At 59.2% G+C, this 12689-nt stretch carries 13 protein-coding genes and 1 pseudogene; 11 read left to right on the top strand and 3 right to left on the bottom strand.

All coding sequences use genetic code 11. The features are described 5' to 3' along the window. From Mal15_RS04090 to Mal15_RS04070, 5 genes and pseudogenes are all read left to right on the top strand, one after another. Positions 1-229, top strand: a pseudogene (locus Mal15_RS04090) (hypothetical protein); the annotation flags it as partial. A 173-nt stretch (positions 230-402) separates the two neighbouring features. Further along, positions 403-1620 carry a sensor histidine kinase gene (locus tag Mal15_RS04085; protein ID WP_147866588.1) on the top strand — a complete coding sequence of 406 codons (1218 nt, stop codon included), beginning with the start codon at positions 403-405 and terminating at the stop codon, positions 1618-1620. Between the two features lie 102 nt (positions 1621-1722). Then, the gene (locus Mal15_RS04080) at positions 1723-2820 is read left to right on the top strand and encodes a response regulator (RefSeq protein ID WP_147866587.1); all 1098 of its coding nucleotides are present in this window, start codon (positions 1723-1725) and stop codon (positions 2818-2820) included. 21 nt (positions 2821-2841) lie between these two features. Further along, positions 2842-3306: a response regulator gene (locus tag Mal15_RS04075; protein WP_147866586.1), complete on the top strand. Its 465-nt coding sequence runs from the start codon at positions 2842-2844 to the stop codon at positions 3304-3306. Beyond that, positions 3303-4925, top strand: a complete 1623-nt coding sequence (locus Mal15_RS04070; RefSeq protein WP_147866585.1) for an HD-GYP domain-containing protein — start codon at positions 3303-3305, stop codon at positions 4923-4925. The genes Mal15_RS04075 and Mal15_RS04070 overlap by 4 nt, the downstream gene beginning before the upstream one ends. 96 nt (positions 4926-5021) lie before the next feature. Here Mal15_RS04070 and Mal15_RS04065 read toward each other — a convergent pair whose 3' ends face one another. Then, positions 5022-5798: a hypothetical protein gene (locus tag Mal15_RS04065; protein ID WP_147866584.1), complete on the bottom strand. Its 777-nt coding sequence runs from the start codon at positions 5796-5798 to the stop codon at positions 5022-5024. 28 nt (positions 5799-5826) lie between these two features. Beyond that, a complete protein-coding gene (locus Mal15_RS04060) occupies positions 5827-6528 on the bottom strand; it encodes a PTS sugar transporter subunit IIA (protein ID WP_147866583.1) in 702 nt (233 codons plus the stop codon). Positions 6529-6842: 314 nt separating this feature from the next. Here Mal15_RS04060 and Mal15_RS04055 point away from each other — a divergent pair, with 314 nt between their 5' ends. Further along, positions 6843-8297, top strand: coding sequence for a hypothetical protein (locus Mal15_RS04055; protein ID WP_233903271.1), 1455 nt, complete (start codon positions 6843-6845; stop codon positions 8295-8297). Here Mal15_RS04055 and tnpB (Mal15_RS04050) read toward each other — a convergent pair. After that, positions 8238-8624, bottom strand: coding sequence for an IS66 family insertion sequence element accessory protein TnpB (gene tnpB, locus Mal15_RS04050; protein WP_147866582.1), 387 nt, complete (start codon positions 8622-8624; stop codon positions 8238-8240). The two genes, Mal15_RS04055 and tnpB (Mal15_RS04050), sit on opposite strands and share 60 nt — an antisense overlap. A 189-nt stretch (positions 8625-8813) precedes the next feature. Between tnpB (Mal15_RS04050) and tnpA the strand changes: the two genes are divergently transcribed. The 5 genes from tnpA (at position 8814) to Mal15_RS04025 (ending at position 12684) form a co-directional block, all read left to right on the top strand. Continuing rightward, complete coding sequence (gene tnpA, locus Mal15_RS04045) at positions 8814-9179, top strand: IS66 family insertion sequence element accessory protein TnpA (RefSeq protein ID WP_147866581.1); 366 nt, start codon at positions 8814-8816, stop codon at positions 9177-9179. Next, positions 9176-9538 (top strand): IS66 family insertion sequence element accessory protein TnpB, encoded by a 363-nt coding sequence (tnpB, locus tag Mal15_RS04040; protein WP_147866580.1) that lies wholly within the window; start codon positions 9176-9178, stop codon positions 9536-9538. Before tnpA ends, tnpB (Mal15_RS04040) begins: the two co-directional genes overlap by 4 nt. Before the next feature lie 86 nt (positions 9539-9624). Next, positions 9625-11253: an IS66 family transposase gene (gene tnpC / locus Mal15_RS04035; protein ID WP_147866579.1), complete on the top strand. Its 1629-nt coding sequence runs from the start codon at positions 9625-9627 to the stop codon at positions 11251-11253. Beyond that, positions 11253-11543: a hypothetical protein gene (locus Mal15_RS04030; RefSeq protein ID WP_147866578.1), complete on the top strand. Its 291-nt coding sequence runs from the start codon at positions 11253-11255 to the stop codon at positions 11541-11543. The genes tnpC and Mal15_RS04030 overlap by 1 nt, the downstream gene beginning before the upstream one ends. Before the next feature lie 433 nt (positions 11544-11976). Beyond that, the gene (locus tag Mal15_RS04025; RefSeq protein WP_147866577.1) at positions 11977-12684 is read left to right on the top strand and encodes a DUF3592 domain-containing protein; all 708 of its coding nucleotides are present in this window, start codon (positions 11977-11979) and stop codon (positions 12682-12684) included. The last annotated feature ends 5 nt before the right edge of the window (positions 12685-12689 follow it).

Genomic DNA, 12689 nt, shown 5'->3' with positions numbered 1-12689 from the left:
TTTTTCCAGCGCGATGCTGGACGTGGCGATCCCCAGCAGCGCCGATACCGACTCGCTGCGATTCGTCCCGTTTGAATCCAAGATCCCCGACCGCGAGACGCCGGTACGGCTGATCTTGGTGCCGGTCCCGACATCGTCCGATGAGGCGTCCTCTGACGGCGAGTCGACGAATTCCGTGACCCGGCATCTAGACTTGCCGACGGCGAGGGATGTCCCCCGAAAGCAGTGACCCGAGCGCGGTGATCGGATCGACGACATCCGCGTGGAAACGGTTGCGCGACCGGCAAAAGCCGCGCGAGATGAACAACCGGCACGGCCCCAATATCCATGGTGTGCGGGGGGGCTGATACCGACGCAAAGTCGGAATCCGAAGATTCGATGAAAAGTGCAACGTAGTGTTCGATGACGAAAACCGCCCTGGTGGGGCGATTCCAACCGTCGGAGCACACCACTATGCACGCGTTGAAACAGAAACTCTCTCGAACGTTCGGCCCTGACAGCTTGATTTTCGGCGGGGCCGTCGGTTTTCTCGTCTTGATGCACCAGATCGCGTTCGAAGATCGTTTCGTGCTGATTCTGTACTACCTGGCGGCTGTCGGATCGGCCTATGCGCTGGTGCGCCGTCGCGCGTTGGGTTTGGCCAGCGCGATCGTTGCCGTCGTCACCGCAACCATGTTCGCGCAGCTCTATTACGCCGCGCAACCGACGACGTGGAGTCCGATCTTTGATGCGGTCCGCGATATGGCGGCACTCGGTGCGGTGCTGTATCTGACGGTGCGAGTCCTCTTGGCAAGTTACCGGCTTCAGCGCGAAGAAAAACAGCGGGCGTTGGAAAACCAGATCCAGGAACAACTCGTTGCGATGCGCGCCCAAGCGCTGCGGCAAACTTCGCACGAGGTCCGCACACCGCTTTCGACGATCACCGCCATCAGCGAAACCTTGCTGGACGGCAGCACGGGCGATCTAAACGAATCGCAACGCGAGTTCGTTCAAGACATCGACGACTCCGCACAACACCTGTTGGCACTGGTCAACGACATTCTGGACTACGCCAAGGCCGAGGCGGGCATGATCCGATTGGCGCCGCAACCGGTCGCACTGGCCGAATTGGTCGACCAGTGTGTTTCGATGGTCAGCGTTCGAGCCAAAGACGAAGAGATCTCGGTCACCGCCCAGGTCGACGCGGAACTGGACGAAGTGGTCGCCGACCCGCTGCGGCTGCGACAAATCTTATTGAACCTGCTCTCCAACGCCATCAAATACAACTCCAACGGCGGCAGCGTGATCGTGCAGATCCGGCCCGATGAAAAGCACATGTTCCGCATCAGCGTGCGTGACACCGGTCGCGGCATCGCCCCCGAACACATGGAACACCTGTTCGAGCCCTATTACCAAGCTGCCATCGCAGACCAAGGCATCGGCACCGGCCTGGGCTTGGCGATCATCAAACACCTGACCGAACTGCACGGCGGGACCATCGACGTGGAAAGCGTTGTCGACACCGGAACCATGTTCACCATCCGTTTGCCACGCGAGGCGGAAATGAGTGATGAACCGGCAGTCGAACGAACGCTGCGGCCCGAAGATGCGGTGATGAAACTTGACTTGGCCGCCGTCTAAACCCATTTCCACTTACCACTTGCCCAAACCATCACTCGCCCAATACACCACTTGCGCTGAGCACCATTTGAACCAGTACGGGGAACCGAAGGGTCGATCACCATGCCAAGCACTGAGCTGAACAACGGATTCGCTACCGGATTCGCAGAGTCGTTTTCGCAGGCGGCCGTCGATGCCGAGCGCAAGATGAGGGTATTGGTCGCCGACGGCAACGCCACGATCCGCAAGCTGTTGCGGATGGGGCTGGCCGGCGAATCCTACGAGATCATCGAAGCGACCAACGGTCCCGACGCGTACGCCATCGCGACCGCCACGCCGGAACCGCATGCGATCCTGTTGGACGCCGGATTGAGCGGCGGCATGGACGGCTTGATGGTCTGTCGCGAACTGAAAAGCGACATGCAATACCGGACCATTCCGATCGTGATGTTGACGACCACCGGGTCCAACGAAGAAATCAACGAAGCGGTCCAAGCCGGCGCCGACGAGTTTTTGAGCAAACCGATCAACCGCGGCGAGCTGACCGTCCGGTTGCGATCGATCACGCGGTTGCATAAAGGCAACGCCGAATTGATCGGTGCCGAAAGCGTCGCGCTGTCGCTGGCCCGTGCCGTGGCCAGCAAAGACGGTTACAGCAGCGGCCACGTCGAGCAAGCCGCCAACTTCGCCGTCGCGTTCGGGAAAGCCCTCGGACTCGATGCCGCGGAACTGAAAATGCTCCGCTACGGGGCCATCCTGCACAACGTCGGCAAGATCGCGATCCCTGATTCGATCCTCGAGAAAACGGGACCGCTGACGCCACGCGAGCGGGCGTTGTTTCACCAGCATCCTCGGGTCGGCTGTGATATCTGCGCGCCGCTGAAACCGTTGGCGCCCGTGTTGCCCATCATCCGCCACCACAAAGAACACTTCGACGGCACCGGTTATCCGGACGGGTTACGGGGCAATGAGATTCCGCTCAAAGCACAGATCGTCGGGATCGTCGACGTCTACAGCGCCCTGACCAATGATCGACCGTTCCGACGCGCCAAATCGCAAGCCGAAGCGATCGAGATTCTGCGACACCGCGCCAAGCAAGGCATTCACGATCCGGAATTGGTCGACAAATTTTGCAAGGTCGTCCAAGACGAAGCGTCCGAAGACGCCGATGCAACCGGTGATGCGCCGGTTCCCGCCGACGTTGCCGCAACCACCGTTTAGACATTGATCCAGCGAATCGAAATGCCCAATAAAAACCGAAAAATCCTTGTCGCCGAAGACAACCCCGGATTGGCCCGCGTGTTGTCATTCAAGTTCAAATCCAGCGGATTCGAACCGATCACCTGTGGCAACGGCGGCGAGGCCTGGAAAACCTTTTGTGACACCCAAGTCGCGGCGGTCGTCAGCGATCACGAGATGCCGATCATGTCGGGAATCGAATTGATCGAACGGGTCCGCGAAATGGACGCAACGCTGCCCTGCTTCCTGGTCACCGGACGGCAGCTGGAATTATCACGCGACCCCCGCGTGGTCAAACTAAACATCCACACGGTGTTCGGCAAACCGTTCAGCCCCGGAACGGTCGTGTCGGCGGTCTCCGATGCGATCGAGCAACAGGCGACCGGGGCAACCAGTCCACCCGCCCCGGTCGGCTCCACCCCGCTGACCGGAGCACCGTCAACAGGCTTACCGGGAGCAGAGGCATGAGTTGGTCGGCTGGGGCAAACGGAACGATTCATGAAACGACCGACGATGGCTCGACCGCCGCCGTCAAGGTCTGCACTTACGACCAAGGCACACTGGACGGTTCACTGGCACACATTTTGGCCGAAGGGATCGGGCTGTCCGTCACCGTCGTCGAAGCGCGGCAAGGGGGCCATCCGTTGGTCGTGCAAGCGACCGCCGATCCGCACCGCGTGCACACCGAAATCACCACCGGTTCGTCCACCGTCCGCCAAGCCCTCGCGCTACCCGCCGGCGGGGTCGCCGTCTGGTCGGCCCCGACCGATCAAGCCGACCGCATCGGACGTCACGCGACGACGCTGTTGGAACTGGAAATCGCACGCAACGAAAGTAAACAGTTGCTGGCCGAAGTCGACTCGTTGACCAACCAGGTCATGCAGGATTTCGAGGAACTGTCGCTGATCCGCGCGCTCGCGTCCAGCTTGGAATTGCCGCAGACCGAAGAAGACACCGACGAGTTTGTGCTCGCGTCCCTGATGCCGCTGGTCAGCGGCGTCGGTGCGGTGTCGATCGCCGCCATTTTGGTGGACGATTCGGGAACACAGAAACGCAGCCCCTTGTGGACCGGATCAGGACTGATCCCCGATCCGTCGATCTTTGAATTGATCGACACCCATCGCGAGGAGTTGCGTTTGCAACCGGTCGTCCGCAATCGCAACGTCGGCGATGGTCACTGCGGTGTAGCAGGGCTGGATGAATACATCGTGGTCGAGTGCTCCAGCGAAGGACGACTGCACGGCTGGGTGATGGCCTGCAATCGCGTCAAAGATGACATCGACGATGTGCCCTGGGCCCAGCTCGGGTTCACCACCGTCCAAGCCTCGTTGATGGAGACGGCGACCAATCAGTTGGCCGCCCAGTTGAACAACATCCGTTTGCTGCGTCAGAAAGAAGAACTTTTTACCGACGTCATCCGGGCACTCGTCAATGCCGTCGAAGCACGCGACCCGTACACCTGCGGGCACAGCGAACGCGTCGCCAGCTTCGCCCGGTACCTGGCATCCAAAATCGGATTCACGACCGCCGAATGCGAACGGATTTATTTGACCGGACTGTTGCACGATGTCGGCAAAATCGCCATCCCCGACGGCGTGCTGCAAAAACCCAATCGGCTGAACGACGAAGAACGGGCCATCATCGAAACGCACACCGATTCGGGCTGGCGCATTCTGCAGGAACTCGAAGCCCTGCAAGACATCCTGCCGGGCGTGCTGTACCATCACGAACACTGGAACGGTGAAGGCTACCCCGATCAATTGGCCGGAGAGAACATCCCGATCGACGGTCGGATCCTGGCCGTCTGTGACGCCTTTGATGCGATGACCAGCGATCGCCCCTACCGCAAAGGCATGTCGATCGACCGCGCGACGGGCATCTTGAACGAAGGCGCCGGAACGTTTTGGGATCCCAACTTGATTCAAGTCTTCCGACGGCACATCGAGGAAATCGACGAGATCCGCATCAATCACCAGCCTCGCCAACCCGCCTCACGTCCGGCACCCGTCGATGGACGCCCCATCATCGGACAGCCGGGGTTTGTCGTCCCGGCTGAAACTCCCCAAGCGTCTCCGCTGGCCGAGTGAAACGCCGTCAAGTGTAGCGACCTTCGCCAGAAGGTGGCTCCCCGGCATCTTCCACGCTCGCATCGAGCGTAGCTACGTCGAGGTGGCGTTGTCCAGCTACGCGGCACGGCGCTGCCGGATTCCGCTGCCGCCGGCGACTCGATCAATCAAGAGCGTGAAGTCGCCCGGTTTGGCGATCACCAGATCCACCCCGGCCTGCCGTGCCGCGAACTTCGTTTTCGGCGTGACGTTTCCGCTGATCCACACGTGCTGGCAATCCGGATCGGCCAGCCGATTCATCAGGTCGTCCCAACACTCGCCCTGGGTTGCCGAATCATCCCACCAGACTTCATCAAAATGACGCAGCGTGGCCAGCTGGTCGGGGCGACACCACAGCGCCGACGCTCGACCGGACGAGGCAATTGACAACAGCGCCGACGCGTTGGCATAGGACGACGCGACCACCGCGATACTTTCCGGCGCGGCACTCGGCTGGTTCGCCCAACCACAGCGACGCAGGTACCCCGGCAAAAACGATTCCCACTGGTGCCACGTGATCGTTGGCACGTCAAACAGATCACTCGGTGCGGGACGCGCACCGGCACACAGCGGTCCGAGCAACAAGAACGCCTTGGCATCGGTGTGCAACCGACAAAGTGTTTGAAACAACTCGATCGATTCGGCCGAATCATTGTCACGGCAACACAGGATCGTCCGCACCGCCGAAGCCGGACGCAACAACGCCGTTTTCAAATCAACGCGATACGCCAATTGCGACACATGTGACTCACAAAAGTCATACGCATCACAGAACGCGTCCGCATCGCGATCGCCGATCCACAGCAATGTCCCATGATCCATCGCACCGCCGTGATCGACCAATTGCATCGACATCATCCCACCCTGAAGTCCTTTTGCCGCGTTATGCCGACAACAAAACATCCGCCTCTTGAAGACAGTGCCATGCTTCGCCCGGGTTTTCACAAGCCCGCAACCGGTCCAGAAACGATTCCATCGCGATCAGTCGGCTAATCTTTGCCAGGGTACGAAGGTGCGCCGAATCGTCGTAAGAGCAGATCAGGAAAAAGACGTCGGTCATGTGACCGGAATCGGAAAAGGGCAGGGGAGCTTGGCTGATCGCCAGACCGACGACGGTATCGGCCAGAATCGAGGTTTGGGGGCGCCGGGGGTGCAGCAGGGCGACACCGCAGTCCAACGCCGTAGGATGCATTTGTTCACGGCTCTTGACCGCTTCCGCCATCGCCGGCGCATCCCACATCAACCCCGACGCGGCGACCAAATCACACATCGACCGAATCACCGAGCCCCGCGTCCGGGCCCGCAAGGGGATCTCGATCGTGTCGACCGTGCACAACTCGTGGAGCTCACGATCGTTCGTTTCATCGGTCATGCGATCGACGACACGTTGGACGCGTTCCAATTCGACACTGTCATCGCTGGCCCCGATTTGGTCTTCCAGCCAGTGGTGAATCTCCGCTTCATTGAAGCGCCACTGTCCAGCCACTTTTCGCCCCGGCAAGCGACCGCGGATCGCCATCTTCTCCACCTTTGCAGGTGTAATGTGTAAGTACTGGGCCAATTGGGCTAAATCAAACTCTTCCATCGTCGGCTAGATCAGTAGGTGATAAATTCGCTCCGGCGTCTGCTTCTTGGACGCGTATGTTGACTGACCGGCATCGATTTAGGGAGGTGCAAAAATTCCGGATTCTCGGTGAAATCTTTTCAGATTCGCTCAAGTTTCACTCTCCGGGGTCGCTCTCGCTCTTGACCGTGATCGTCGATGGACGGTATTTCCGAGCTTTCGAAGTTCGTTTCACCATCACTTCAACGCTTTGCGGCAATCGTGTGACCCCCAGCTCGGACCGTCCCCGTTCAAACCCCCAGCCGTCGCTTCGGCGCCTTCAATCGAACCAGAGCGTGGGATCTGCGCTGCGGCTGGCATGTGTGGTGGCGTTGGCGGGTTGGTTCGGTCTGGCGATCGGCTTGCCCCGGGCGGCGGCTCAAACGGCCGGCAACTCGTTGGATGTTCCACAAACACGACTGGCTCCGATCGGAACCGCGTCGCCGCCGCTGGGAGCGACGACCGCTCCTCCGCCATCCTCCACCGGTCCATTGACGTTCGGCCCGAACTACGGCTCGCCATTCGGCGCAACGGGAGGCATGTCCCAGTTTGATCCCTACGCGGGAGCCCCGGCATCCGGGTACGTCCAGCCGTCCACCTCCGCCCCGATCCTCGGCTCGCCGTCGGGCTATGGCGGCGGCTTGCTGGGTGCTCCGACGACCGTCGCACCCCAAGGCGGGTTCTTCGCGCCTTCGTCACCTCCGCCCGGCTACGGGACACCGGTCTATGGCGGGCTGGCCAATCAACCGCCACCGATCATCGACGCCGGCAATCTGTTTGGAAGCAATGCGCCGGTGGGAACGCTGCCGATCAATCCGCCGGCCAACTACGCCGCGCCACCCTCGTACGGATTTCCGTCGAGCGCTTATCCCAGCGGATCCCCGTCGTCGCTGTTCCCCGGAGGATTGCTGGGCAACACGCCGTCGTATTCGCCGCAGTTCAATCCCTATCGTTTGATTCAAAAGATGCGGTTTCGCCACACGTATCTTCACGACGGCAATTCGGCCGCGGACCTGGGGATCAATGACACCGACGTGGCCTTCGCATTCGCCATCCCAAGTTTCCTGTTCTCGACGCAACCACTGTACATCGCGCCGTCGTTTTCGTTGCACTTATGGGACGGCCCCCTTTCGTCAACCGGCGCGGACTTACCCGGAAACGCCTACAGTGCGTTCTTGGACTTTGGCTGGCAATCGGATCCCAACCGGATCTTGGGCGCCGACTTAGGACTGAGCGTGGGGATGTTCAGCGAGTTTAAATCCTTTGACATGGACGGCGTGCGGGTTCGCGGTAAAGGTCTGGGCACGTTCCGGATCACGCCCGCGTCGACGTTGAAGGTCGGTGTCTATTACTACGACCGAGTGGATGTGAAATTGCTGCCGGCCGTGGGACTGTTCTGGCGCCCCAGCCCGTTCACCAAAGTCGATTTGTTTTTCCCCCAGCCACGGTTCTCACGCTACCTTTCCACCGTCGGCACCAATGATGTGTGGTGGTACGTCGCCGGCGAATACGGCGGCGGTTCCTGGGTCATCGACCGCGAGACCAAAGGGGAGGATCAGGTGGACATCAACGACATCCGTTTGACGGTCGGGTTCGAATGGGGCGAGAGCCAACGGATGCGCAACGGGTTGAGGACTTGGTTCTTCGAATTCGGCTATGTCGGCGACCGCGAACTCGTCTACCGCCGCAACTCAGGCGACAACCTCAGCCTGGACGACACCTGGATGTTCCGTCTGGGCATGGGGTACTAGGCGTCTGCCGCATCTCAATTTGCGAACCTGACGACGCGGTCCGAGGCCTGTCATGCCAATCCTAACGTGTGTCACGTCGGCTTGCGGCTTTGGCAATTCAACGGTTCCCTGTTCGAGCCAGCGGTACCACAGCGTCAGGCCGCCGGTTTCCCACCACAGGGCTTTGATGCGGTCACGCTTTCGGTTGGCGAATAGGAATAGCGATCCGTCGGTGACGCTCTTGCCCAGCGAGTTGGTGACGATGCCGGTCAGTCCATCGAACCCTTTTCGGAAATCGACCGGCTCGGTGCACAGGTAGATTGGCGTGGATGCGGGCAGTCCAATCACGAGCGATCCTCCGACTGGCGATCAGGTTGAGGCTCCGCCGGCACTTCGACCCGGATGCGAATCCCGCCGGGTAGATCGATGGTGGTCAATGCCCGAGGTGGGGCTTCAGGCTGCTCGTAAGCGTTCTATCTGCCCATGTTGACCGGCTGGTTAGCGTGAGGGGTTTCTTTCCACTTTCAGGAGAAACCCATGCCGCAGTTCCCCAACCCTCAACTCGCACAGCAGTGGCGTGACCGCATCGAACGGTTCGCCCAATCCGGCCTGACCGTCACTGATTTCTGTGATCGCGAAGGCTATTCGGTCGCCTCCTTCTATCAGTGGCGACGGAAGTTGCGATCCTGCGTTCCCGATCGTCCAACAGGCCCCCGCGATCGAGCGGCCTCGTTCGTCGCGGTTGAGCTTCTGCCCGCCGCGATGGAAGCGGCTCAACCGACCGGCCTGAAGATTGAATTGCCTGGCGGGGCTGTTGCTCGACTCGACCGGAACGCCACCGACGAGCAGCAACGCAGGCTGATCAAGAACATCGTCGAGGCACTCAGCGAGGTGGCATCGTGATCGCACTTGCGCCCACTACGCGGATCTTTGTCTACACCGAGGCGACCGATATGAGGAAGAGTTTCAATGGCTTGTCCGGACTCGTCAAAGAACATTTCCAGGTCGACTTGTTCTCCGGGCATCTGTTCGTCTTTTTCAACCGTCGGCGCGACTATGTCAAGATTTTGATGTGGGACTGCGACGGCCTGGCTCTCTGGTCCAAGCGACTCGAAAGTGGAAGCTTCGAAAAGATTGTCTCCAAAGAGCATGGCAGCTTCGAGATCGACTCGGCCGGCCTGGTCATGATGCTCCGCGGTGTGCAGATCGTAGGATCACAACGGCGCAAACGCTACTCGATCGACCGCCCTGAAGCGGCGTGAGTTAGCCGAGCAAATCTTTTTAAAAAGCATCAACGCAAGGCCCAACAGAGCCTTGCGTTTTTTGTTTTGATGGCGATAACAACTGCATGGCTGCTTCGGAAAACAATGACGACCTGCAGAGCGCATTGAGGCTCAACGCTGAGCTGATCGAAACGGTTGAGCGACTGCAGAAAGCCAACGAACAACTCCGCGAAGAACTGAACCTCTATCGCAGCAAGTTGTTCGGCAGATCTTCTGAGCGGCACGTCGAAGATGACTCGCAGTTGCATCTGTTCGACTTAGGTGTTCAGCAAGCCGAGAATGACGATGTCGAAGACGGTGAAGCAATCCGGCCACGTCGGCGTCGTCGCAAGAAGAAGTCCGAGAAGCTACCGGATCATCTCAAACGCAAAGTCATCGAGGCGGACGTTCCGGCCGAACAGCGAAGCTGTCTGTGCTGTGGTGAAGAGATGCCGATTGTGGGCACCGACATCAGCAATCGATTGGATTTCATCCCGGCAGAGTTTTTCGTCTGGGAGATCCATCGCCACAAACGAGCCTGCTGCAAGTGCAAAGAATCGATCGCTCAGGTGCCCGCCGGTGAGGAACCCTGCGGACTGACAACGCCGATCCCCGGCAGCGATTATGGCTTCGGTGTTTACACGCAACTGATCGTCAACAAGTTCGCCGATCATCTTCCGCTCTATCGCGGAGAAGACATCTTCGCCCGCGCCGGGATGCTGATCCCTCGCAACACACAGTTTGGGATGCTGGCGAACATCGCGGCATTGGCCGATGTGTTGGTGGAACTGATGAAGTCGCGAATCGTTTCAGGCGATGTGCTGGGTGTCGATGATACGTCGGTTCGCCTGCAGGACATCAGCTTGCCGGGCAAGATGCGGACTGCACGATTCTGGCTGTATCGAGGCGGGGAGGATCATCCGTATAACGTGTTCGACTTCACGGAAAGCCGGGGACGCGACGGCCCGGCAAAATTCCTTCGTGATTTTCACGGCCACGCGGTGGTCGATGCTTATGGAGTCAACGACGGAGTCTATCTTGGAGCACAGGATCAGATCTTTGCCGCGTGCTGCAATGCGCACGCACGTCGAAAGTTCGTCGAAGCCAGACCGAACGACCCGGTCGCCGCTGCGCGGGCACTGGCGTTTTACCGTGGCCTGTACAAGGTTGAAGATCGCGTGCGAGAAGCTTCGGCGGCCGACCGACTGGAACTGCGTCAGAACGAGTCGGTGCCGATCATGAACGACCTTCATGACTGGTTGCTGCAGATGAACGGTGATCGACGAGTGCTTCCGAAGAGCTCGATCGGCAAGGCGGTGCGTTATGCGTTGAATCAGTGGGATGAGTTGTCGGTGTTCCTTGGCGACGGCGCGATCCCGATTGACAACAATGCGACGGAAAACGAACTTCGCCGCTTGACGATCGGTCGAAAGAACTGGTTGTTCGTCGGATCAAACCGAGGAGGCCGAGTGGCGGCGACGATGTATAGTCTTGTGTCTTCGGCGGCACGGCATCACTTGGATGTTTGGGACTACGTGGACGATTGTCTTCGTCAGTTGGCAAGTGGCAGCACAGATTACGAACGCCTGCTTCCCGACGTGTGGCGCAAGGAACACCCGGAGTCGATCCGTCCCTACCGCGACGCCGAGCAGAAGACGCGACGCCTGACCACACAGCAACGTCGAGTGCGTCGCCGTGAGGCGAGGGTGGCGTGATGACGAAACTGACCGAGCGAATTCAACTGACGCGTGAACATCGTGACTTGATCCTGAAGTACGGCTATGTATCGGGCCGCTTAGAGGCGTCACTACGACGCTGGCCGAAAGAACAAGCGATTCGCCGAGTGGGAATGACTCGGGTAGAGCTGCAGTGGCTAATCGGCGACCTGAGCCACTCGTGCGTCAAAGGCAAAGCGGGTTCTGATGTTGAAGCGGTCGCTGACCTGTGCGACCACCTTGAGTACGCCCAGCAAACCGGCGACGGGGACCTGGACATGATGTGGTGAACTGCATCAGGTCACTTCCGTTAGGGCGCACCCGAAATCAGACGTGATGGCGAGCAAGGCTATCGCCAGCTTCAGGGGTCTTCTGACCGTGGGTTACCAGCGATGAGACCGCGAAAGCGTTTTGATCTCTCGTGGCCCGTGGTGGATCGATAGACGCCTGACTCCCTCGTGACATGCGATGCGTGATCCAGTGGGTTTTTCTTTTAGTAAAAGACCGAATCCCTTGACCGCACTTCGCGCCGCCCCTTGGGAGTCGAGCGGAAGTAGAGCTCAGAGACACCCCAGTGAGATCAAAACGCAGCATCAACGGCAGCGCCGATGAACTGCGTGCTAGAGACATGGGAAGCGGCGGCCACCGAATTGACGGGGGACGATTGGCCGTCGGCAGCTTCCCCCGCCACCAAGGCCACCCTGGGCAGATAGAACGCTTACGGTGCAGTATCAATTTTCCGTCGGCGGTTTGGAGTACAAAGGTGATCGTTATCGCCTCTGGCCAATCCGATTCCGTACCGAAGAGGATGCTCGCGCGGCGATCAGCAACCTTCATGCTGGACAGGAGACAAGGGTATTCTACGATGCGTCATCCATCGACAAAAACGTCTTGATTCCCGGAGCGGATCGATACACGTTGATGGCCTTCATCGTCGGATGGGTGGTCATCATCGCCAGCCTTTGGTTCGCCCTGAACCGCTGGAGACACTTCACCAATTTGGAACCATCCCCGCTTTATCGCGCATTTCCAAAGGTCCAGGCGGTGGTCTGTTCAGTGGTGGGTTTCTCCCTATTGGCATTCAACTTCAACCAAAAGGTTCTCAACTCGCCTAGTGCTCGCCGCCTGGCGGATGCCAACAGGCAAGCCGCAGAGTCAAGCGAAACGCACCTTCTTGCGACAAACGCGATTCAAGCAGTGCTTGACGAGCTGCATGCATTCCAGGAAGCGAATGAAAATCCGGACCGGCTATTTGATGAGGTCATGCGCAAAATTTGGAGAGAGAATCATCCTAAAACGGAGCCGCCCTGGAAGGTGAAATTCGGAAATGCAGATAACTGGTGGTACTCCAGGGAAGATTGGGATGTCGACGAGGTCAAGGCGAGATTGTTAAAAGCGGTATCCGACTCGAATCAGGATTTTTCCAAGTGATCTGA

Source organism: Stieleria maiorica (genome assembly GCF_008035925.1).
GTDB lineage: Bacteria > Planctomycetota > Planctomycetia > Pirellulales > Pirellulaceae > Stieleria > Stieleria maiorica.
Note: the sequence above shows the minus strand (reverse complement) of the source record. Positions and strands in the feature narration are given on the sequence as shown.

Coding starts and splice junctions, on each gene's coding strand:
- tnpC (WP_147866579.1), top strand. CDS start 9,625: ATGGCTGCTTCGGAAAACAATGACGACCTGCAGAGCGCATTGAGGCTC.
- Mal15_RS04070 (WP_147866585.1), top strand. CDS start 3,303: ATGAGTTGGTCGGCTGGGGCAAACGGAACGATTCATGAAACGACCGAC.
- Mal15_RS04060 (WP_147866583.1), bottom strand. CDS start 6,528: ATGGAAGAGTTTGATTTAGCCCAATTGGCCCAGTACTTACACATTACA.
- tnpA (WP_147866581.1), top strand. CDS start 8,814: ATGCCGCAGTTCCCCAACCCTCAACTCGCACAGCAGTGGCGTGACCGC.
- Mal15_RS04065 (WP_147866584.1), bottom strand. CDS start 5,798: ATGTCGATGCAATTGGTCGATCACGGCGGTGCGATGGATCATGGGACA.
- Mal15_RS04030 (WP_147866578.1), top strand. CDS start 11,253: ATGACGAAACTGACCGAGCGAATTCAACTGACGCGTGAACATCGTGAC.
- Mal15_RS04075 (WP_147866586.1), top strand. CDS start 2,842: ATGCCCAATAAAAACCGAAAAATCCTTGTCGCCGAAGACAACCCCGGA.
- Mal15_RS04085 (WP_147866588.1), top strand. CDS start 403: ATGACGAAAACCGCCCTGGTGGGGCGATTCCAACCGTCGGAGCACACC.
- Mal15_RS04080 (WP_147866587.1), top strand. CDS start 1,723: ATGCCAAGCACTGAGCTGAACAACGGATTCGCTACCGGATTCGCAGAG.